Origin of the sequence: Kiloniella spongiae (genome assembly GCF_001026905.1) — a bacterium.
Taxonomy (GTDB): Bacteria; Pseudomonadota; Alphaproteobacteria; order Kiloniellales; family Kiloniellaceae; genus Kiloniella; species Kiloniella spongiae.
Genome location: NZ_LAQL01000002.1, coordinates 202,700 through 223,386, shown reverse-complemented (window position 1 = coordinate 223,386; position 20,687 = coordinate 202,700). Strand labels below are relative to the sequence as shown.

At 45.5% G+C, this 20,687-nt stretch carries 19 protein-coding genes; 12 read left to right on the top strand and 7 right to left on the bottom strand.

Translation table 11 applies throughout. From position 1 onward, the window contains the following. Nucleotides 1-72 precede the first annotated feature (72 nt). Nucleotides 73-1,689 (top strand): BCCT family transporter, encoded by a 1,617-nt coding sequence (locus WH96_RS01025; RefSeq protein WP_047762277.1) that lies wholly within the window; start codon nt 73-75, stop codon nt 1,687-1,689. Between the two features lie 63 nt (nt 1,690-1,752). On the opposite strand, the gene WH96_RS01020 is transcribed toward WH96_RS01025, so the two are convergent. Continuing rightward, nucleotides 1,753-3,591 carry an AMP-dependent synthetase/ligase gene (locus tag WH96_RS01020; RefSeq protein WP_047762276.1) on the bottom strand — a complete coding sequence of 613 codons (1,839 nt, stop codon included), beginning with the start codon at nt 3,589-3,591 and terminating at the stop codon, nt 1,753-1,755. A 154-nt stretch (nt 3,592-3,745) separates the two neighbouring features. Here WH96_RS01020 and WH96_RS01015 point away from each other — a divergent pair, with 154 nt between their 5' ends. After that, nucleotides 3,746-5,548: a M3 family oligoendopeptidase gene (locus WH96_RS01015; RefSeq protein ID WP_047762275.1), complete on the top strand. Its 1,803-nt coding sequence runs from the start codon at nt 3,746-3,748 to the stop codon at nt 5,546-5,548. Between the two features lie 192 nt (nt 5,549-5,740). Beyond that, nucleotides 5,741-6,373 carry an OmpW/AlkL family protein gene (locus WH96_RS01010; RefSeq protein WP_047762274.1) on the top strand — a complete coding sequence of 211 codons (633 nt, stop codon included), beginning with the start codon at nt 5,741-5,743 and terminating at the stop codon, nt 6,371-6,373. On the opposite strand, the gene WH96_RS01005 is transcribed toward WH96_RS01010, so the two are convergent. Further along, nucleotides 6,370-7,449 (bottom strand): PLP-dependent cysteine synthase family protein, encoded by a 1,080-nt coding sequence (locus tag WH96_RS01005; RefSeq protein ID WP_047762760.1) that lies wholly within the window; start codon nt 7,447-7,449, stop codon nt 6,370-6,372. The two genes, WH96_RS01010 and WH96_RS01005, sit on opposite strands and share 4 nt — an antisense overlap. Nucleotides 7,450-7,721: 272 nt before the next feature. Here WH96_RS01005 and WH96_RS01000 point away from each other — a divergent pair, with 272 nt between their 5' ends. The 5 genes from WH96_RS01000 to WH96_RS00980 all read left to right on the top strand — a co-directional run bounded on the left by WH96_RS01000 (nt 7,722) and on the right by WH96_RS00980 (nt 14,024). Beyond that, nucleotides 7,722-9,110 (top strand): ABC1 kinase family protein, encoded by a 1,389-nt coding sequence (locus WH96_RS01000; RefSeq protein WP_047762273.1) that lies wholly within the window; start codon nt 7,722-7,724, stop codon nt 9,108-9,110. A gap of 252 nt (nt 9,111-9,362) precedes the next feature. Continuing rightward, complete coding sequence (locus WH96_RS00995; RefSeq protein WP_047762272.1) at nt 9,363-10,700, top strand: Re/Si-specific NAD(P)(+) transhydrogenase subunit alpha; 1,338 nt, start codon at nt 9,363-9,365, stop codon at nt 10,698-10,700. Continuing rightward, nucleotides 10,700-11,110 (top strand): NAD(P) transhydrogenase subunit alpha, encoded by a 411-nt coding sequence (locus WH96_RS00990; RefSeq protein WP_047762271.1) that lies wholly within the window; start codon nt 10,700-10,702, stop codon nt 11,108-11,110. The genes WH96_RS00995 and WH96_RS00990 overlap by 1 nt, the downstream gene beginning before the upstream one ends. A gap of 12 nt (nt 11,111-11,122) precedes the next feature. Then, the gene (locus WH96_RS00985) at nt 11,123-12,526 is read left to right on the top strand and encodes an NAD(P)(+) transhydrogenase (Re/Si-specific) subunit beta (RefSeq protein WP_047762270.1); all 1,404 of its coding nucleotides are present in this window, start codon (nt 11,123-11,125) and stop codon (nt 12,524-12,526) included. 199 nt (nt 12,527-12,725) lie between these two features. Then, on the top strand, nt 12,726-14,024 hold the full coding sequence (locus WH96_RS00980) for an Hsp70 family protein (protein WP_047762269.1): 1,299 nt from the start codon (nt 12,726-12,728) through the stop codon (nt 14,022-14,024). Between the two features lie 180 nt (nt 14,025-14,204). On the opposite strand, the gene rpsU is transcribed toward WH96_RS00980, so the two are convergent. Next, nucleotides 14,205-14,408 carry a 30S ribosomal protein S21 gene (gene rpsU / locus WH96_RS00975; protein ID WP_046508209.1) on the bottom strand — a complete coding sequence of 68 codons (204 nt, stop codon included), beginning with the start codon at nt 14,406-14,408 and terminating at the stop codon, nt 14,205-14,207. 289 nt (nt 14,409-14,697) lie between these two features. Here rpsU and def point away from each other — a divergent pair, with 289 nt between their 5' ends. Both def and WH96_RS00965 read left to right on the top strand, forming a co-directional pair. Further along, on the top strand, nt 14,698-15,258 hold the full coding sequence (def, locus tag WH96_RS00970; RefSeq protein ID WP_047762268.1) for a peptide deformylase: 561 nt from the start codon (nt 14,698-14,700) through the stop codon (nt 15,256-15,258). A 108-nt stretch (nt 15,259-15,366) separates the two neighbouring features. Then, on the top strand, nt 15,367-16,005 hold the full coding sequence (locus WH96_RS00965) for a COQ9 family protein (protein ID WP_047762267.1): 639 nt from the start codon (nt 15,367-15,369) through the stop codon (nt 16,003-16,005). 28 nt (nt 16,006-16,033) lie between these two features. Here the strand turns inward: WH96_RS00965 and WH96_RS00960 are convergent, their stop codons facing one another. Genes WH96_RS00960 through purE form a run of 3 tightly spaced genes read right to left on the bottom strand, consistent with a single transcriptional unit; the run spans nt 16,034 to nt 18,555 of the window. Beyond that, complete coding sequence (locus tag WH96_RS00960; protein WP_047762266.1) at nt 16,034-16,885, bottom strand: Nmad3 family putative nucleotide modification protein; 852 nt, start codon at nt 16,883-16,885, stop codon at nt 16,034-16,036. 16 nt (nt 16,886-16,901) lie between these two features. Further along, the gene (locus tag WH96_RS00955) at nt 16,902-18,002 is read right to left on the bottom strand and encodes a 5-(carboxyamino)imidazole ribonucleotide synthase (protein WP_047762265.1); all 1,101 of its coding nucleotides are present in this window, start codon (nt 18,000-18,002) and stop codon (nt 16,902-16,904) included. A 55-nt stretch (nt 18,003-18,057) separates the two neighbouring features. Then, the gene (gene purE, locus WH96_RS00950) at nt 18,058-18,555 is read right to left on the bottom strand and encodes a 5-(carboxyamino)imidazole ribonucleotide mutase (RefSeq protein ID WP_047762264.1); all 498 of its coding nucleotides are present in this window, start codon (nt 18,553-18,555) and stop codon (nt 18,058-18,060) included. Between the two features lie 249 nt (nt 18,556-18,804). Here purE and WH96_RS00945 point away from each other — a divergent pair, with 249 nt between their 5' ends. After that, nucleotides 18,805-19,563 carry a GGDEF domain-containing protein gene (locus WH96_RS00945; RefSeq protein WP_047762263.1) on the top strand — a complete coding sequence of 253 codons (759 nt, stop codon included), beginning with the start codon at nt 18,805-18,807 and terminating at the stop codon, nt 19,561-19,563. A 76-nt stretch (nt 19,564-19,639) separates the two neighbouring features. On the opposite strand, the gene WH96_RS00940 is transcribed toward WH96_RS00945, so the two are convergent. Next, nucleotides 19,640-19,855 carry a YdcH family protein gene (locus WH96_RS00940; protein ID WP_047762262.1) on the bottom strand — a complete coding sequence of 72 codons (216 nt, stop codon included), beginning with the start codon at nt 19,853-19,855 and terminating at the stop codon, nt 19,640-19,642. Between the two features lie 236 nt (nt 19,856-20,091). On the opposite strand from WH96_RS00940, the gene WH96_RS00935 reads away from it, so the two are divergent. Next, nucleotides 20,092-20,637: a TIGR02444 family protein gene (locus WH96_RS00935; RefSeq protein WP_053005521.1), complete on the top strand. Its 546-nt coding sequence runs from the start codon at nt 20,092-20,094 to the stop codon at nt 20,635-20,637. Nucleotides 20,638-20,687: the final 50 nt, after the last annotated feature.

The window sequence follows — 20,687 nt, the reverse complement described above, 5'->3', positions numbered from 1 at the left end:
AACCATGAAAAGGATTTCCGCATTCCCATTATATCCTCGGCCCAATTCGGGTTCATTCAGGGAGGATTAAATATGAGAGCAAAATCAGGCTTTCTGAAAGGCTTGAATCCGACCATGGCAATATGGTCGAAGTTTCTTGTCTTCGCTTTGGTGGTTATGGCGTTCGTTGCCACCGAAGGGGTAGGTGACTTTTTTACAGGAATTAATAATTTCCTGGTTGGCACCATGAAATGGTACTACTTGGGAATTGTTGCATCGTTCTTGTTTTTTGTTATTTGGTTGCTGTTTAGTCGATACGGTAATCTACGTTTAGGTAAAGACAGCGACAGACCGGAATTCAGTTATTTTTCTTGGTTTGCAATGCTGTTCGGCGCTGGTATGGGGATCGGTCTGGTCTTCTGGTCCATTGCCGAACCGATTTACCACTTCCAGTCAAACCCCTTTATAACAGAAGATGCGTCGCAAACAGCAGAAGCGGCACAAGTCGCCATGCGCATCACACTGTTTCACTGGGGATTACATCCTTGGGCAATCTACGTAATTGTTGCCTTGGCACTGGCTTATTTCGCTTACCGCAAAGATTTGCCTTTGACCATTCGTTCATCGCTCTATCCGCTTATTGGTGACCGGATTTATGGTCCGATTGGGCATCTTGCTGATCTATTGGCTGTGTATGGTACAGTCTTTGGTGTCGCAACGTCCCTTGGTCTTGGTGTTCAGCAAATGGCAACCGGCTTGTACGAGATTACAGGATGGGGTTTTTGGATCACAGAAACTGTCACAGACGGGGTAACTAAAACTGAACCAGCCTTGGTAGCCATGATGGTTTTGATTGCCATTATTTCTGGCTTGGCAACAATCTCGGTTGTGTCAGGTGTTGGCAAAGGGGTTAAGATCCTTTCCGAAGTGAACCTGTGGTTGTCCATTGCGATTCTGGCATTCTTTATTGCTTTTGGCCCAACACGCTATCTTCTTGGCTCATTCCTGCAGAACATTGGTGATTACATGGGGCAGGTTATTCCTTTGAGCCTCTGGACCAATGCAAATGACGAAGCTAGCCAATGGCAAGGTTGGTGGACAGCTTTCTATTGGGGCTGGTGGATGTCATGGGCGCCTTTCGTCGGTATGTTTATCGCCCGAATTTCACGGGGTAGAACAATTCGGGAATTCATTCTCGGTGTTCTTTTGGTGCCAACATTGCTTGGTGCTGTTTGGTTGACTGCGTTTGGTGGAACGGCGTTGCATATCGAACTATTTGGTGATGGTGGTATTGTCGAAGCCGTTCAGGCTGACCTTACCTCTGCTCTTTATGTGACGATTGCAAAAATGAATGCAGGCTTTATGGGATCAATCGCAGCAATTGTTGCGACAATTTTGATTGCGACCTATTTCATTACGTCATCTGATTCCGGGACTTTGGTGGTTAATACGCTTTTATCCATGGGCGATGAAAACCCGCCAACTGTACACCGTGTTATCTGGGGACTCGGTGAAGGCTTTGTTGCTGCTGCACTATTAATGGCAGGTGGTTTGAAAGCGCTTCAGGCGGCGGCAATTGCGGCGGCATTGCCGTTCTCAATTATCATGATTTTTATGATGATTGGTTTGGTTAAATCCCTTCGTCAGGAAGATTTGGGGATTGCCTACGCACAAAGGGGTGACCGTGTTAGCGGTAGCTTGATCGATTAGACATACAGCACTAAATGAAACGGCCCCTGCCTATGTGTTAGGGGCCGTTTTTTGTTGGGGATTTTATTTAGAGATTTTTGGATAGAGGGCTTCTATTTCGGTTTTATATACCTCTAACACTTTATGACGCCTGACCTTCAGGGTTGGTGTCATCATTTCGTTATCGATTGTGAATGGTTCCCTGGCGATCACAAATTTTCGCACTTTCTCTAACGGAGAGAGCTGCTTGTTGATTTGATCAACAGCCTTTGCGATAGAGATTTTTAAAGAGGCATTGTCGTGTACCGAGGCAAGAACAGCGGCAACTCCGTTGGCTTCGCCCCAACGGTCAAGAAATTCATCATCCGGCACGATAACAGCCGTTAGATGAGGGTGTTTGTTGCCATACACCATGGCCTGATGAATTGCGGGGTGTAGAGATAATTCGCCTTCGACCCGCGCCGGGGAAACATTATCTCCCCCCGATAGAACAATAATATCCTTTTTCCGATCGGTGATTTTCAAGCGTCCGCGGTGATCGATTTCACCAATGTCCCCGGTATGAAGCCAGCCGTCTTTGATGGTTTCATCGGTGTATTTCTGGTCATTCCAGTAGCCGGACATCAAAAGCTCACCGGACGCCAGAATCTCTCCGTCGTCAGCAATCTTGATTTCAACCCCCCGAAGCTGAGGGCCTACGGTCGACATGTCTATCTTATCGTGACGGTTAACGGCGATAACAGGAGCCGCCTCGGTCTGTCCATAACCCTGTAAAATTGGCAAGCCAAGTGCGTGAAAGAAAAGGCCGATGTCTTCATTAAGGGCTGCGCCGCCGGAAACCATGGCTTTTAGTCGCCCGCCAAAACGCTGACGAAGCTTGTTACGGACCAATTTTTCCAGAAGGTGATCCTGGAGTTTTTCGATCAGCCCCAGATTGTCAGATTGGTAGTATTTTTTGCGCCCAAGAGCTTCGGCTTTGTAAAACAGATTACGTTTGAGAGGTTTTTCCTTTTCAAGGCCACGGGTGATACGGCTGTGCATGGATTCAAACAGTCTGGGAACGGCAGTCATGATGGTTGGGCGCGCTTCTGCCATATTGCGTAATAGATGCTCTGCCCCTTCGCCGTAATAGATCTGTGCCCCTAATAACAAAGGAAAAAATTGTCCCGCCGTATGTTCGTAGGCATGGGAAAGGGGAAGGAAGGACAGGAAGACGTCATCCCCCAACCCAAGATGATAAAGAACATCCCAGGCACCCTCGCAATTACATAGAATTGCACCGTGGCTAAGCATCACTCCTTTGGGAAGTCCCCCGGTTCCAGAGGTATAAATGAGGCAGGCAATATCTTTTCTGGTGAGTTCTTGCGCCTCGGTTTCGATGTTTCCTGGTAGGCTATCACCTTCGGCGATTAAGTGTTCCCAATCATGTAGGGGCAAATTAATGTCACCCCCACCAATATCTCTGGTGTCTATATCTTCTTTGTTGATCGTATCCATCGTAATAGCCCACTGACAGCCAGATGCTTCCTGTGCTGCGGGCAGGGATTTTTTGCAAAGTGCCGCAGTGGAAACAATAATTCCTATGGCGCCTGAATGATCCAGTACGTGCTTGTGGTTGGCGTGGGTGTTTGTTGTGTAGGCGGGAACAGATATTCCCCCGGCAGCCATAATGGCGAGATCAGCAATAAACCATTCGGGCCTGTTCTCGGCAACAAGAACAACTCGATCACCTTTTTCGAGACCCAGCTTTTTAAGACTACGGGCCATTGCGGTGATGCGTCGAGATGTTTCTTCCCAGCTAATGGGCCAGTATTGCTTGTTTTCCTTAAACCAGAGAAAAGGTTGTTCTTTCTTCTCTTTTGCGTGCGTGTAAAAGAGACTGACAAGGTTCTTGTAGTGCGGGGGAGAAATAGTTTGTTCCATGTTCCTTGTTAGGCCTTTACCTGTTCTTGTGATTTCTTATCATTATGCATTGTAATATTTGGCGATTCACGCCTTGTTTTCAATTTCTAGATCCTAACTTATAGAGACAACGCTTGTATTTGAAGACCGCGTGTGCGGAATGAGAGGAATTTTTATGACCGAAGCTGCTCACCCTAAAGACATTATTGATGAAAAGCTTGGTACTTTACCTGCCTGGGATTTGACCGATCTTTATCCTGCACCAGATTCTACCGAGTTGGAAGCTGATCTGGTTGCTGTCGAAAAGTCAGCGATTGCTTTCAATGGCAAATATGCAGGCAAGTTAGCTGATCTTAATGGAGATGCTCTTTGCGCTGCGATCGAATCATATGAGGATTCTCAAGAGATCATGGGCAAGGTAATGAGTTATGCCTATCTGGTCTATGCAGGAAACATGAGCGATCCTGAAGTTGGAAAGTTCTTCCAATCTATGCAAGAACGTAGCACGGGGATTTCGTCGCACCTCTTATTCTTTACTCTTGAATTGAATCAGCTGGATGATAAGGAACTGCAATCGAAGATCGGTGGTAGCTCTCTTGCCAAATATGCGCCGTGGTTGAGAGATTTACGCGCACAGAAAGATTATCAGCTGTCTGATGATGTCGAAAAAATACTCCATGAAAAGCGCGTTTCCGGCCGCTCTGCCTGGGTACGCTTGTTTGATGAAACCATGGCGAGCCTTCGTTTTCCTTATATGGGGGAAGAGTTCAGTTCTGCACAGATCCTGAATAAACTCAGTGATCGCGACCCGAAAGCACGTAAGGAAGCTGCTCAATCTTTGGGTAAAGTACTTGGCGAAAATCAACGACTTTTCGCCCATATCACCAATACTCTGGCCAAAGATAAAGAAGTCGAAGATCAGTGGCGTGGTTTCGCTCGACCAGTTTCTTCTCGAAACTTGGCGAACGTTGTCGAAGACGAAGTTGTCGATGCATTGGTGAGTTCTGTTTCTGATTCTTATCAGGACCTTGCGCACCGTTATTACAAACTAAAAGCAAGGTGGTTTGGAGTAGAACAGCTTCCTTACTGGGATCGAAATGCACCACTGCCAGATGATGATGATGATGTTATTAGCTGGGATGATGCGACAGAGACTGTATTAACGGCTTACGCCGGATTTTCACCGAGGCTCGCCGAAGTGGGGCAAAAGTTTTTTGATAACCCTTGGATTGATGCACCTGTACGTCCGGGGAAGGCTCCTGGTGCTTTTGCTCATCCGACCGTTCCTTGTGCCCACCCTTATTTACTTGTTAATTATCAAGGACGTACAAGGGATGTAATGACGCTGGCCCACGAGCTTGGGCACGGTGTGCATCAGGTTTTGGCCGGTGTTCAAGGCCCGCTCATGGCGGATACGCCGCTAACCCTTGCTGAAACGGCCTCTGTTTTTGGTGAGATGTTGACCTTCCAGTCTGTCTTGAAAAAGAAGGTGGATGCCAAGGCTCGCAGGATTATGTTGGCTTCCAAGGTCGAAGATATGTTGAACACTGTGGTGCGACAGGTTGCCATGCATCAGTTCGAGACACGGGTTCATGACGAACGTCGCAAGGGGGAACTTTTGCCCGAGCAACTCGGTGAAATCTGGATGGAGACACAAAAAGCAAGCTTGGGGCCTGCCATTCGTTTTGAAAATGAATACGCTGCCTATTGGTCTTATGTACCACACTTTATCCACGCGCCGTTCTATGTTTATGCCTATGCGTTTGGTGATTGTCTGGTCAATTCTCTCTATGCTGTTTATCAGCAAAGTGAAGATGGATTTGCGGAAAAGTATCTGGATATGCTTTCTGCCGGCGGTTCAAAACGCCACAAAGAATTGCTTGCTCCTTTTGGTCTGAATGCAAGCGACCCGGATTTTTGGAAACAGGGACTCAAAGTTGTGTCTGGCTTTATTGATCAGCTCGAAGATATGGAATAAGAACTGCACAAGTAGATTTATCTATAAGGCCTTCCTTTTTAGGGAGGTCTTTTTTTTACAATAATATTATCTTTTGATCTGTCTCAATGCTCTGATCTTAATCTAGGAATAATAGTACTTCATAAAGTTAAGTATTTGAAACCATGACGAGATATTCCGTGTCTCTATGTTGTGGAAATGGAGCTATTTGCCATGCGTAAAATTTTAAGATCTCTAGCAATATTGGCCGTGAGTGCAGGTTCAATATTGTCTTATGTTCCTGCTCAGGCCAGTGAAGCGGGGGACATCCTTATTCGTCTACGTGGTATTGGTGTTATCCCGGATGACGGTGGGAATACGACGATTGGTGGCAAGCCTAATTTAAGCAATTCCTATGTTCCTGAATTGGACATCAGTTATTTCTTTACCAAAAATATTGCCGTGGAATTGATTCTTGCAACAACAAAACATAACGCGAAGGTTGAAAATATTAATGGTGGTGGAACTGCTGATCTTGGTGATGTTATGTTACTGCCGCCGACTCTAACGCTTCAATACCATTTCACGAATTTTGGTAAATTTAAGCCCTATATTGGTGCAGGGGTTAATTATACTATTTTCTATAACGCTGATGGCGCAAACGGTCTTGATGTTGACTATGATAACAATTTTGGTGCCGCAGCACAGGTCGGCGTTGATTATGAGCTTAATGATGCGTGGTCTCTCAACCTAGATGTAAAGCGTCTTTGGTTAAATACTGATGCGTCAATTAATGGTGGCGCAATCAAGGGTGACGTTGATGTCGACCCCTGGATTGTCGGTGTAGGCCTTGGATATCGGTTCTAATCCGCTAAAGACAGTGAGCCTGTCTCAAGAAACGATTCCAGTTGTTTAATGTAAGGTGCAGTATCAATGTTGTGACGGTCAAGCCATTCCTGGCTGTAATAGGTATCGAGGTACCTATCTCCAGAATCGCAGATTAGCGTAACGATACTGCCCTTTTCTTTGCGGGCTTTCATTTCCGACATGAGAAGAAAGGCGCCATAAAGATTGGTCCCTGTGGATGCGCCGCATTTTCGCCCCAGTAATTTCTCCAAAACATGGATTGTGGCAATAGATGCTGCATCAGGAATTTGGATCATCCGATCAACCAGGCTTGGGACAAAAGAAAGCTCGACCCTTGGTCGCCCAATACCTTCAATCCTTGAACCTTTAGGGCTTGTCAGGTTTTCATCGCCTGTTTTGTAAAAGTCATAGAAGACTGAATTTTCTGGATCAACCACACATAGCTTCGTTTCGTGTGTACAGGATTTATCATATCTGATGTAGCGACCGAGTGTCGCTGATGTACCACCGGTACCTGCGCTTGCAACAATCCATTCCGGGCAGGAATGAGGTTCCAGAGCCATTTGAGAGAACAGAGATTGGGCAATATTGTTGTTGCCCCGCCAGTCTGTTGCACGCTCTGCATAAGTGAATTGATCCATGTAGTGACCATTTAATTCTCGCGCCAGACGTTCCGATTCCGTATAGATGTCCTTGGCATCGACCAGATGGCATTCACCGCCATAAAATTCGATTTGCGCAAGCTTTCTGCGGGCTGTGGTTTTGGGGACAACAGCAATAAATCTAAGATTAAGTAATCTTGAAAAGTACGCTTCTGATATTGCCGTGCTTCCGGATGAAGCTTCAATAATGGTTGTATCTGGTCCGATCCATCCATTACAGAGGCCGTAAAGAAAGAGTGATCTTGCCAGGCGGTGTTTCAGACTACCCGTCGGGTGGGTACTTTCGTCTTTAAAATATAAGTCCACACCGAGACAGCTTGGTAAGTCCAGCTTAATAAGGTGCGTGTCGGAAGATCGGTTATAGTCCGCTTCTATTTTGTTGAGAGCTTGCTTAACCCAAAGTTTTTTATTCATTACGTGTTCCGAAAAATCTTTGTTCTTTAAAATATCAGGATAACACAAACTTTGATCCTGATGATGTCTTTATTAGGGGAAAGTATATGAACAAAGGCGTTATATTTTCTCAAATATGAGCTTAATTTCAATTTTATTGGGATAATTTCTCAAATTTTAATCGTGATCTGTTGAGGAAAGATTGAGTTGGTACTTTTGGTGTTGAACCACCATATAAAGGTTTGAAGTTATCAGATAAGCCGGTTGCAAAAATTGTATGAGAGATCCGCAGGATGCAGGATGACGAAGATCTTAAGGATATAAGCGATTCAGGGTCACGTTTGTCCGGACGTTTGAAGCGTTATGCAAAAGTTGGAAGTTCTGTCGGCGGACTTGCTGCACAGGTTGTCGGAAACCGTGTTTTGGGAACAGGTCTTAATTCGACCAAACACTCTGCTGAGTTAAAAAAGGCTTTGGGAGGGCTTAAAGGCCCCTTGATGAAAGCTGCGCAGATTCTTGCAACAATTCCAGACGCACTGCCAAAAGAGTATGCCGAAGAACTCCGACAGCTCCAATCAAATGCACCGTCTATGGGGTGGCTGTTTGTGAAGCGCCGGATGAAGACCGAACTTGGAACGGTATGGCAGAAAAAATTTCAATCTTTTGAGCAGGTGGCAACTGCAGCTGCGTCACTTGGGCAGGTCCATCGTGCGATTGATCTGAATGGGCAAGAGCTTGCCTGCAAATTGCAATATCCGGATATGATTTCAGCAGTCGAGGCTGATTTAAAACAACTTGCTTTACTGTTTGGTATCTACCGGCGTTATGACAAGGCAATCGATCCTTCAAATATTTTACAGGAATTGACCGACCGTCTGCGCGAAGAGTTAGACTATGAACGTGAAGCTCGAAATATGGGGCTTTATGAACAGATGCTTGGCGATGAAAAGCATGTGTGTGTGCCGAGGGCTGTTCCTGAGTTGACGACAAATCGTTTGATTACCATGAACTGGCTCGATGGTGTGACACTTCTGGATTACATCAAATCTCATGAAGGTGATCTGGAAATCAGAAATCAGGTCGCTATGAATATGTTTCGAGCCTGGTATGTTCCCTTTTATAAATATGGCGTTATTCACGGTGATCCACATCTAGGTAATTACTCGATACGTGAAAATGGTGATGTCAATTTATTGGATTTTGGCTGTATTCGTGTTTTTGATGCTTCTTTTGTTAAAGGCGTTATTGATCTCTATTTCGGGCTTGAAAGGGATGACGAAGACCTCGCCGTGCAGGCCTATGAAAGCTGGGGCTTTAAAATTCAAAACCGCGAGATGTTGGATACCCTGAATATCTGGGCGCATTTTCTTTATGGTCCTTTGCTTCAGGATCGAAAGCGAACCATTGTTGATGATTATGAGGGAGGCGCCTATGGTGCTGAAGTTGCTAACAAAGTTCATCAGAAACTACGTCGTTTAGGCGGCGTGAAGCCACCGAGAGAATTCGTTCTGATGGACCGGGCTGCCGTCGGCTTAGGATCCGTTTTCATGCATTTGAAAGCAGAAATCAACTGGCATCAACTGTTCCATGATCTGATTTCAGATTTTGATCACCTCGCTTTACTCGAAAGACAAACATCAGCTTTGAATAAGTTTGATGTTCCAATTCCGACGGCTATCTAGAAAATTTCAATCAAAGTGCTTTTAGCACCTGTCTATACAGACGAATCGATCTTTTGCATATAGTACAGCAATAAAATGTAATTCTTCATAGGTATTATTTCCCCATTGGCACAGGTGTTTTCTTCTTTTTATGGCGGTTTTAGAACATTTTTGTGCAGTGCACACTTGCAGCTTTGATTTTAATCCCGCTTTAATAACAGTGATAATTTGTTGGGCGTTCTGATCCAACGACCATTCTTGTGGGGAGATAATATGAAAATTGCTATTCCCAAGGAGCGTCGCCCGAATGAAACACGGGTCGCTGCTTCTCCAGAGACAGTGAAAAAACTTGTTGCTTTGGGGTGTGATGTCTTTGTTGAAAAAGGGGCAGGTGTAGCTGCCAGTTTTACGGATACAGCTTTTAAAGATGCTGGTGCAACTATTGGGAAAGATGCGGCGGCGACCTACAAGGATGCGAAAGCTGTTCTCAAGGTTCAAAAACCCATTGCGGGCAGCAAAGATGACGAACTAAAAGTCTTATCCAAAGGCACCGTGGTTATCTCTATTGCAGATCCCTATCGTTCCGAGAAAGAACTGGACGCCTATGCAAAGGCAGAATTAACAGCTTTTGCGATGGATTTTGTGCCACGTATTACTCGCGCACAGTCGATGGACGTTCTGTCCAGTCAGTCAAACCTAGCGGGATATAAATCTGTTCTGGATGGTGCCGGAGTATTCAATCGGGCGTTTCCAATGATGATGACGGCTGCTGGAACCGTTGCTCCAGCCAAGGTTTTTGTCATGGGCGCTGGTGTTGCTGGATTGCAAGCTATTGCAACGGCACGGCGTCTTGGGGCTGTTGTGTCGGCGACTGATGTCCGTCCGGCTTCGAAAGAGCAGGTTGAATCGCTTGGGGCAAAGTTTGTTGCTGTTGAAGATGATGAATTTAAACAGGCTGAAACTGCTGGCGGTTATGCAAAAGAAATGTCGGATGCCTATAAGGCAAAACAGGCAACCCTGATTGCGGAGACCATTGCCAAGGTTGATATGGTTATTACCACGGCATTGATACCGGGACGCCCTGCGCCGGTTCTGGTCACAGCAGAAATGGTCAAATCAATGAAACCGGGATCTGTTATTGTTGATCTTGCGGTTGAAACCGGTGGTAACTGTGAACTGTCTGTTGCCGGAAAAGTCGTAGAGAAAGACGGTGTTTTTATTGTTGGCTATAACAATGTTCCCGGACGTCTAGCGACGGATGCATCTTCGCTCTATGCCAAAAACGTCTTTAATTTCTTTGAGCTTCTGTTCGATAAAGAAGCCAAGGATTTAAAAATCGACTGGAATGATGAAATTATAAAAGGAACCTGCGTAACTCACGAAGGTTCAATCGTTCATCCTGCCTTGGCGCATGCTGAAAAGAAGCCGGTTTCTAAATCAGAAACAAAGGCACTAGCTGAAAGTACTTCTTCATCGACGAAATCCACAACCGCAAAAAGAACACCTGCCAAGAAGGCACCAGCAAAGAAAACAACGACGAAAGCTGTACCGAAAAAAGCGGCAACCAAGTCCGGTACGAAAACCGAACCTAAAGATGAGGGGAATGCCTGATGTCTAGTGAGGAATTTATAAACAAGGCCACTGATGTTGCTAATTCAGCGCGGGCCTTATCTGACGAGGTTGCATCCCTTGCATCAGAGGCCAGCCGCCTTGCTGTGGATACGGCCGGGCAGAGTGCTGGATCCCCGTTTATCATGGGGCTTACTGTGTTGGTATTAGCTGTGTTCGTTGGTTATTACGTTGTCTGGAATGTGACACCTGCTCTGCATTCGCCTTTGATGGCGGTAACTAATGCGATTTCATCGGTGATTATTGTCGGTGCATTGATCGCGGCGGGTCCAGCTGATGTTGGGTTTAGCGAAATCATGGGTTTCATTGCCATTGTATTGGCCGCAGTGAATATCTTTGGTGGCTTTATCGTTGCGCAGCGTATGCTGCAAATGTTCAAGAAAAAGCAATAGGGGGCGCTTACTATGTCATCAGATCTTTCTGCTCTGTTATATCTGGCTGCTTCAGTCTGCTTTATTATGGCACTGCGCGGGCTTTCACATCCAACGACAAGTCGTCAGGGAAATATTTTTGGTATCGTCGGGATGGTTCTGGCAATCGGAACAACCCTGATGGCCCCTGGAGTGGTGAGTTTTGGAACCATTCTTCTGGGGCTGCTTGTCGGCGGTGCAATTGGTACCGTTATCGCCCTTCGCATCCAAATGACGGCTTTGCCTCAGCTTGTAGCTGCCTTTCATAGCCTTGTTGGTCTGGCCGCTGTTTGTGTTGCTTTGGCAACCTTCTATAAGCCAGAAGCCTATGGTATCGGGCGGGTTGGCGATATTCAGATTTCAAGCCTGGTCGAGCTGACAATCGGTACAGCTGTTGGTGCTATTACCTTTACGGGGTCAGTGGTCGCGTTTGCCAAGCTACAAGGGCTTGTTTCAGGGGCACCTCTGGTTTTCAAAATGCAGCATATGCTTAATGCTGCTCTAGGGGCTTTGGTTGTTGTTCTGATTGTCCTGCTTTGTACAACACAGGAACCTGTTTATCTCTGGATATTAATCGCAGTTACGTTGCTGCTTGGTTTCCTGCTGATTTTACCAATTGGCGGTGCCGATATGCCTGTTGTGGTGTCCATGCTGAACTCCTATTCAGGGTGGGCCGCATGTGGCATTGGTTTTACTCTGCAAAACAACCTGTTGATTATTACAGGTGCTTTGGTTGGGTCTTCAGGAGCAATTCTCAGTTACATCATGTGTAAAGCTATGAACCGCTCTTTCATCAGCGTTATCCTTGGTGGTTTTGGTGCCGTGGACGATGATGGCCCCGCCGGAAGCAGTGGTGATGATGACCGTATGGTCAAATCCGGCTCTGGTGATGATGCTGCCTTCTTGATGAAAAATGCAGGATCAGTGGTTATTGTTCCGGGATACGGTATGGCTGTTGCACAGGCCCAACATACGTTGCGTGAAATGGTTGATTTGCTGAAAGCTGACGGTGTGAACGTGCGTTATGCTATTCACCCTGTTGCGGGCCGTATGCCCGGGCATATGAACGTGCTCTTAGCTGAGGCATCTGTGCCCTATGACGAAGTGCTGGAGATGGACGAGATCAATCGTGATTTCAAATCAACGGACGTTGTTTTTGTTATTGGGGCGAATGATATTACAAATCCGGCGGCGAAGACTGATCCAAAATCGCCAATTTATGGAATGCCTATTCTGGAAGTTGATCAGGCTCAGACCGTTCTCTTTGTGAAACGTGGTATGTCTGCTGGATATGCTGGTGTTCAGAACGAGCTTTTCTTCCGTGACAACACCATGATGCTGTTCGGTGATGCAAAGCAAATGTGCGAGAAGATTGTGAAATCTTTGGAGCAGCTCTAAGAGCCTATTATTGCTGACGTTTTAGAAAGGGGCATCTTCGGGTGCCCTTTTTGTTTGTTTGTTTGAAGGGAGAGGAGCGAATTCCGCACAAAAGAAGCAATAGATAGTAGTGTTTTTACAAATTATTGCTTGATACTTGGCTTGAAAGGGATCATGTATCGCGTCCCTTTTTCCAACCTATATAGACGAGGATGAAGCCATGAGTGATATCTCAATTGGTATTGATTTCGGTACGACGAATACTGTGATTGCTTTGGCTGACCCAAAGGGAGTGGTAAAATCCGTAAAATTCAAACATGATGATATTCTGCATGATGTCTATCGTAGTTTACTTTGTTACGAAAAGCATAGCCCGGCTAAAAATTCCCGAGTAGATGTGGCCGGTGGTCCTTGGGCGCTGGAGCAGTATCTTACCGCACGTGGCGAGGTCCGTTTTTTACAATCTTTTAAAAGTCATATCGCCAGTAAGTTGTTTCAGGAAACGCAAATCTTTTCCAAGCGCTATACGCTGCAAGATATCATGGCTGATTTCTTTACGCAGTTTGTCTCTGACGCTGGGGACCAGATCCCTGACGATAAGACCAAGGTCATAGCAGGACGCCCGATTATCTATGCAGGACATTCCCCGGATGAAGACTTGGCACGCGAGAGATATGATGCGGCTTATAAAAGCGTTGGTTTTTCTGATGTAAATTATGTCTATGAACCTGTAGGGGCAGCGTACTACTACGCAAAAAATATTGAGAAGGAAGCAACTATTCTCGTTGCTGATTTCGGCGGAGGGACGAGCGATTTCTCTCTTATCAAGTTTGAAAGATCCGGTTCATCATTAAGATCTACGCCGTTGGGGTATGCTGGTGTTGGTATTGCGGGGGATACTTTTGACAGTCGGTTGATTGACCATGTGGTTTCGCCGTCTCTTGGAAAGGGCAGTGGATATTATTCTTTAGATCGTAAGGTCCTGGACATGCCCAATAGCTTTTATAATCGTTTTTCCAAATGGCATGAACTTGGAGTGCTGAAAAGCCCGACAACGCTACGCGAACTCCGTGAACTAAAGTCGGTAGCAGTTTACCCGGAAATGATCGAAGCCTTTATTGATGTGGTCGATAATGACTGGAGTATGGACATTTATGACGCGATTTCCAAAGCAAAAATGGCCTTGACCAACTCTAACGAAACCGATTTTTCAGTCCGTTTTAGTGATAAGAAAATTGAGAAAACGATTAAGCGGGAAGATTTTGAAAGTTGGATTGCCAAGGATCTGGTTGTTATCGAAAAAAAGGTCGATGGCTTGTTGCAGGAAAGTAAGATTCCTCTGTCCCAGATTGATAAGGTTTTTATGACGGGTGGTACATCATATGTTCCTGCTGTGCAGGCTCTTTTTGCCAAGCTGTTTGGCCGAGATAAGCTGGCAAGCGGGAAACAACTTGAATCCGTTGCTTACGGACTTGCCTTAGTCGGACAGGATCCTGATGCCCAAAACTGGGCTGTCTAGCTGGTCGTCGTTTATCTGAATAACGAGGTTCTTAAAGAGGATACTCACTCAATAGAAAATTCTAGTTAAATTTGTTTTAGACGCAAAACGGGCCGCCGTCTGAGTTAGAGGGCAGCCCATTCTTCTTCCTAGAGGAAGATATCTCGCCTTAAGCGACGTTCACAGAACGTCGATCAGACTTTAATAGCCTTCACGTTCCATACGCTTACGAAGAAGTTTGCGATAGCGACGAACTGCTTCGGCACCCTCGCGCTTTCTGCGCTCACATGGTTTTTCGAAGTGACGACGCAACTTCATTTCACGGAAGACACCTTCGCGTTGCAGCTTTTTCTTAAGCGCGCGAAGAGCCTGATCAACATTATTATCACGAACGTGTACTTGCACGGGCGATCAGCTCCTTTCTAACGTCAGTCCATGATTGGTCTGACAGAGTTTTCTCGGTTACCCGAGTTGAACACATAAAGAACATCCGCTGAGCCAATGGCACAACAGGTTCATGGCAGTACCTATCACAGCCTTTTATGAATGTGAAGGAAAGAATATGGCGTACCTGATATTCTTTGGAGATTCGTTTTTCCCTTATTTCTGCGCTTTAGAGCAATAGTGTGATAGTTTCTATCAAAATGCGGCGTTTTATTTTGACCCTGTGTAACCCGAGTTCCATAGTATAAACATGACCTTACTAAAGATATCAAAGATGGGGCATCCTGTTTTACGACAAGTTGCCGAGACTGTTTCAGATCCGTCAGCACCGGAAATTCGCGAGTTGGTTGAAAATATGGTTGAGACCATGACAGAGGTTGGTGGCACAGGTATAGCGGCCCCGCAGGTTTTCGAGTCGAAACGCATTTTTGTCTTCTTTGTTTCCGAAGAACGTGCCAAAGCGGAAGCCAAAAGATTGGGGCTTTCACAGGAAGCAGAGGCTGGGGTGCCTTTGACGGTTCTCGTGAACCCGGAAATTGAGTTTATTGGTAATGAAATTGATGAAGGCTGGGAAGGGTGTCTGTCTATTCCCGGGTTGATGGGAAAAATTCCTCGCCACCGATCAATCCTCTATCGCGGTTTGGGGCTTGATGGTAAGCTTATTGAGCGTGAAGCCACGGGATTTCATGCACGTGTTGTTCAGCATGAATATGATCATCTAGACGGTGTTCTCTATCCTGAACGAATATCGGACATTAAATCACTTATTTTTTCATCGGAAGTCGGGTATCAAAAAACTGATGCAGGATAGATGAATATGTTTCTGGTTTATTTGGGATGTTCTCTTAGCACCAATTCGCCAGAGTAAATTAAGCAGAATGAATTTGGACGTGAGCCAGGAATTTTAAAGGATTGTGATATGAGCGAAGTAAAAAAAGCCCAACTGTTGAAAGCTCTGTTATCCATTGTTCCTTTTGAAGGGTGGTGTGAGGCGGCTCTTGCTGAAGCAGGAGGCAAATGTGACCTTTCATCCCAAGAGGTTTCTATTCTGTTTCCAAGGGGCATAACCGATGTGTTGCGATTTTATAATCAGCAGCTTGATCATCAAGTTATGGAAACTTTGGAAAATAACGGCCTTGTTGATATGAAGGTGCGCGATCGGATCACCTTGGCGGTGCGAACCAAGCTGGAACTCATGACGCCAGATCGTGAAGCTATTCGCAAAGGTGTCAGTTTTTTCACAATGCCGCTTAAGGCAACCGAAGGTATGCATAACGTTTATGATACTGTCGATGCAATGTGGTTAGCTGCGGGCGATAAATCTACCGATTATAATTTCTATAGCAAACGGTTCTTGCTTGCGGGTGTCTATAGTTTCACCCTTCTATTCTGGTTGGACGATAGTTCTGAAGATTTCGAAAAAACCTGGACTTTTCTTGACCGACGTATTGCTGAAGTGCTCAAAATCGGTGGTACCCTTGGAAAGACAGTCGGCAAGATAAGTGCGTTGGCGAACAAGTTTCATGTCTGCTCTCCTTTTGCTAAAAAGAGCACTTAAGAACAAATTTGAACCTCTTTGTTCTTTATCAGAAAATTTGATCGCTAAATAATCTTTTGAGCCAGTGATTGGCTTGTCGATTACGAGCACGAGTATTAATGACAAACTCCTGCCCTTTAGGCGCTGATTTCAATCTCCACCCTTTGGATGTGGCCGTCCATTTTTCTGACTTCAGATGATAAGATAGCGCGGGCGTTGGATGAGCAAACCATTTTGGTAAATTCCAGACAGAGCGTGTTGCACCTGCTGTAGTTAATACTCTGTCTTGATTTATGTGAGAAAAGATACCTCCACCGGGAATGTCGAGTTCTTGTCGCCCGATTTGTAATGTGTCTTTGGCAATATAGAGAGTGTTGTTTGCACCAAAGGAATGTGTCAGATGGGGGTGGTTGGCATAGGCGGGATACTGTTTCGCAGCGGCGTCAATTTCTGTGCCAATATTGAGTGTTTTTTGAACCTGTAACCAACCATAGATTACATGCAAATCAGGCTGCTTTGGTAAAGGCTGAAGGTTCTCATCGACATACCTGAACCAACCAAAGAACAGAAAGAGGTCTCCACCAGTAACACCTTGATTGGCAAGGTGTTGTTGAGCTGCTCCATACTGTCCAAAGCAACAATTCCAATCGTGGTGGCGGGGAAGGCTTTCGGGGTAAATATCCGGGTCCAGATGCGCTCTATCTTGCGGGGAAGCAGCTTTGGGCTTTAGCTGCTCGATAACCGTTCCAAGATTTCCTATAGGGGATGCTATATCCTGATAGGTCTTTGGGCCCATTGGATGAGGAATGGGAAGAGAAAACATTTTTCCATTCGGCATAATGGGACTTGGGCCGCCCCCATATTGGGCATCAAATCCTTTCCGGCTCAGGATAACACGCATCGTGTTATGATGTTGATTAGTTCCGGGGAATGATGCGGGTAAAGTGTCCCATTTTTCGCCCGGGTTTTGCTGCATCTTTGCCGTAGAGGTGTAGCTTGCTTGCGGGGTCAGAGAGTATCTCTTCCCACTTTTCAACATCATCACCCAATAGATTTGTCATAACAGCATCTGAATGGCGGAAAACTGATCCCAGGTTTAACCCGGCAACGGAGCGAATGAATTGCTCGAACTGGGATGTAACACAAGCATCCATGGACCAATGGCCCGAGTTGTGGGGGCGTGGTGCCATTTCGTTGATCAGGATTTCATCATCAGTGGTGACAAACATCTCCACCGCCATCATGCCAACAAGTTCCATTTCTTCGGCCATGTGTCGTGCCAAAGCTTCTGCGCGATCACTAATTTTTTGCGAGATACGTGCAGGAACGATCGTTTGGTCAAGGATATGATTTTTGTGGCGATTTTCTACAGGAATGTAAGCTTGGCAGTCACCTTGAATACTCCGGGCGACAATAACCGAAATTTCCATGCGGAAATCGACAAGAGCTTCTACAACCAGTTCAGCCTGATCCAGGTTTGGTGCAACAGCATTCCATGCGTCGGTTAAATTCGTGTCTGCAGCAATGAAGATTTGCCCCTTGCCATCATATCCCATTTCAGTGGTTTTCAAAATGCAAGGGCGTCCCATGTCCCTGACCACACGATCAAGTGATTTAGGGCTTGTGACTTCCATATAGCGTGTCGTTGGAACATTTATGGAATTACAAAAATCTTTTTCCCGTAAGCGATTCTGGCAAATGTGCAGAACATTTGGTCCGGGATTGACAGGGATACGATCAATTAGAAACGCGGCTGTTTTTGCTGGAACATTTTCAAATTCATAAGTAACAACATCAACGTGTTCGGCAAAGGCAGCAAGAGCCTTTTCATCATCATAGGCAGCCGTTGTTGCGTATTTGGAAACTTCACTGGCAGGACTATCAGCGTCGGGGCAATAGATGTGGCAATGATACCCCAACTCTGCGGCTGCAGACGCAGCCATTCTTCCGAGTTGTCCGCCGCCAAGAATACCAATGATGGAACCTGGTGCGAGTGGGGCTGAAAGCGATTTGCTCATAATCGTTGTCTCCACGGATGTCCGTAAAACGTTGCCTTAATAATAGGCGTCTTAACTAAAGGGTATCAATTGGTTCGACAGCAACAGCATCAGTTTGTTTTTGTCGCCAGTTATCCAAAGCCTTTGCAATGTTTTTATCTTGCAGCGCGAGTACAGAACCGGACAAGAGCGCGGCATTAATTGCGCCTGCTTTACCAATTGCAAGTGTTCCAACAGGTACGCCACCGGGCATCTGAACAATAGAGAGCAGACTATCTTGTCCTTTTAGGCTTTTACTCTCAATTGGTACGCCAAATACAGGCAATGGAGTCATCGCGGCTGCCATTCCGGGTAAATGCGCGGCACCACCAGCACCTGCGATTATAATGTTCAGGCCTCTATCCCGTGCTGTCGTGGCATATTCGACAAGGCGTTGCGGTGTTCTATGAGCAGATACAATACGCTTTTCGTAAGATATACCCAAGGCTTCGAGGGTTTCGGCCGCATGTTTCATCGTGGGCCAATCGGATTGGCTACCCATGATTATACCAACTTGCGGAGACTTCTCGGACATTGCTTAATCCTGATTTAGCTGTGTATTGGAGCGCATTATTAAGACGTGTGAGAAAAGAAGGCAAGTAAAGAGAACACTAAGTTTTGACCGTGAATTACCGTTTTTTAGTAACTTTATGTAAAATGATTCTATATAAAGTCCGTAAAGTACTTATTTTTGTGCCTTCTCGTTTTGTGAGATCGCCTTAAAATAACAGATGTTCTGGCAGGAAGCCGGAATGAGAAATAAAGCAAAGGGATTGCTTGTGGAATGAAGGTCCAAAGACCAACTGGTGGAACCGGCTCTGTTAGCAGTGTCGGGCGTGTTTCAGCCGCACCGAGTGTAAAGCCTGCACAAAGAGTTGACGGAGTGTCCGATGCGACAGCTCCTGTAGATGTTGCCTCAATTGGCGGTATCCCCGAAGCCGAGTTTACGCCAAAAGTTCGTGCTGCGATTGAGAAGCTTATGAAAGAAGTTCAAGACGTCCGGCAGGAATTGGATCAGGCAAAAAAGCGGGTTGATTACCTTGAGAAACTTGCGGATCAGGATGTTCTGACTCCTGTTTTAAATCGCCGTGCCTTTGTACGCGAGCTTGATCGAATGATGGCCTACAGCGAACGTTATGAAGTCCCTGGTAGTGTCATTTATATTGATGTTAATGGCATGAAAGAAATTAACGACGGATTAGGACATGAAGCGGGTGATGAAGCAATTAAACATGTCGCATCAACACTGGTTAGGAATGTACGTTCATCAGATATTGTTGGCCGATTGGGTGGGGATGAATTCGGTGTGATTTTGCTCCAGGCCTCACCGGATATAGCTGCTGAAAAGGCTCAATTTTTATCGGGTGAAGTTGCCAAAATTCCTTTTGATTACGAGGGAAATTCCGTGAATGTTCACGTTTCCCACGGCGTCCACAACTTTCAGGGCGGGGATGCTGATTCTGCTCTTAAGGCGGCAGATATGGCAATGTATGAGCAGAAAAAAGCCAAGCAACAGGCTTCAGAAGAAACAGATGTTTCTTAGCGCAAATTTGAGTCGGTTATGTTTTAAAAAATGTTCTGGCAATAATGTCTCAGCCGTAATTTTCGGCTATAATGCCTTAGGCAATAATATCTGGTAGCAGCTGGCTTTCAATTCTATTCATGCTGTCTTTCATATTAAGCTTTTTCTTTTTCAGTCTTACGAGCTGTAATTGGTCAAAAGGCGCGTGTTCTTGCAGGCGGGCAATGACATCATCCATGTCTCGATGTTCCTGTTTGAGCCTTTCGAGTTCTTCGATTAGCTCTTTTCTACTGCTGCCTGTTGTATTTGCCACGTGCGGGATCTCTTAAACTCACATTAACTGAAGGAGTTACTTATACGCTGACTTTAAAAATAAACATAGTTTTTGTGTAAGTTTTATTTCGGAATTCCCGAATTCACAGAGGAGAGATCAATATTGATCGGCCAAAGTGGTTCTTTTTTGTGCCACTAAATGACGTTTTAGAATGCAAATAGAAGCGATTCGATAGTTTGTTCTTTATTCACAGTACGCTATAAGCTGGTGTGAAAATGTTTGATCAAAACCAGTTGCCAATAAACCCTTTTTGGAATTTTTCGCTTGATGTCTATGGGCAACAAGGGGTTGCACCTGCCTGTTTGGTTTTGCAAGAAAAGTATGATCTGGATGTGAATTTACTGCTGTTTTGTTGTTGGGCCGGCTTTTGCGGTAAACAGCTGAGCACAAAAGAAATGTCCAGATTGATTTCTGGTATAGAAAAATGGCGAGATCACGTGATCCAGCCTTTACGGGATATTAGGACCTGGATGAAATCGGAAACCATTAACGGTTTCCGTCATACCGAAGGTTTGCGCAATTTGGTCAAAGATTCCGAATTGTGGGCCGAAGCACTACAACAAAACTTCATGCATCTTCATATGACTCTTCGGCCAGCTCTTTTACCGTCATCGGAAATGGCTGCAAAAAATATGGTTCTGTATCTTGAGCTCTGTGAAGTTGATGCTATTGGCACAGTCGATTGCGCTGATCTGGCCGCAATTGTTCGCGGCGGATTTCCTGAATTACCACCCTTGGAAGCTGTATGGCTTTTTCAGTAAAATCAATCCTGTAAATTTTGCGCGATTTCTTTCGGTCGCGCCCTACAGAA

Bases quoted from the DNA above. Each gene is read 5' to 3' on its own strand.
- WH96_RS01025 (WP_047762277.1), top strand. From the start codon at position 73: ATGAGAGCAAAATCAGGCTTTCTGAAAGGCTTGAATCCGACCATGGCA.
- WH96_RS01020 (WP_047762276.1), bottom strand. From the start codon at position 3,591: ATGGAACAAACTATTTCTCCCCCGCACTACAAGAACCTTGTCAGTCTC.
- WH96_RS01015 (WP_047762275.1), top strand. From the start codon at position 3,746: ATGACCGAAGCTGCTCACCCTAAAGACATTATTGATGAAAAGCTTGGT.
- WH96_RS01010 (WP_047762274.1), top strand. From the start codon at position 5,741: ATGCGTAAAATTTTAAGATCTCTAGCAATATTGGCCGTGAGTGCAGGT.
- WH96_RS01005 (WP_047762760.1), bottom strand. From the start codon at position 7,449: ATGAATAAAAAACTTTGGGTTAAGCAAGCTCTCAACAAAATAGAAGCG.
- WH96_RS01000 (WP_047762273.1), top strand. From the start codon at position 7,722: ATGCAGGATGACGAAGATCTTAAGGATATAAGCGATTCAGGGTCACGT.
- WH96_RS00995 (WP_047762272.1), top strand. From the start codon at position 9,363: ATGAAAATTGCTATTCCCAAGGAGCGTCGCCCGAATGAAACACGGGTC.
- WH96_RS00990 (WP_047762271.1), top strand. From the start codon at position 10,700: ATGTCTAGTGAGGAATTTATAAACAAGGCCACTGATGTTGCTAATTCA.
- WH96_RS00985 (WP_047762270.1), top strand. From the start codon at position 11,123: ATGTCATCAGATCTTTCTGCTCTGTTATATCTGGCTGCTTCAGTCTGC.
- WH96_RS00980 (WP_047762269.1), top strand. From the start codon at position 12,726: ATGAGTGATATCTCAATTGGTATTGATTTCGGTACGACGAATACTGTG.
- def (WP_047762268.1), top strand. From the start codon at position 14,698: ATGACCTTACTAAAGATATCAAAGATGGGGCATCCTGTTTTACGACAA.
- WH96_RS00965 (WP_047762267.1), top strand. From the start codon at position 15,367: ATGAGCGAAGTAAAAAAAGCCCAACTGTTGAAAGCTCTGTTATCCATT.
- WH96_RS00960 (WP_047762266.1), bottom strand. From the start codon at position 16,885: ATGCGTGTTATCCTGAGCCGGAAAGGATTTGATGCCCAATATGGGGGC.
- WH96_RS00955 (WP_047762265.1), bottom strand. From the start codon at position 18,002: ATGAGCAAATCGCTTTCAGCCCCACTCGCACCAGGTTCCATCATTGGT.
- purE (WP_047762264.1), bottom strand. From the start codon at position 18,555: ATGTCCGAGAAGTCTCCGCAAGTTGGTATAATCATGGGTAGCCAATCC.
- WH96_RS00945 (WP_047762263.1), top strand. From the start codon at position 18,805: ATGAAGGTCCAAAGACCAACTGGTGGAACCGGCTCTGTTAGCAGTGTC.
- WH96_RS00935 (WP_053005521.1), top strand. From the start codon at position 20,092: ATGTTTGATCAAAACCAGTTGCCAATAAACCCTTTTTGGAATTTTTCG.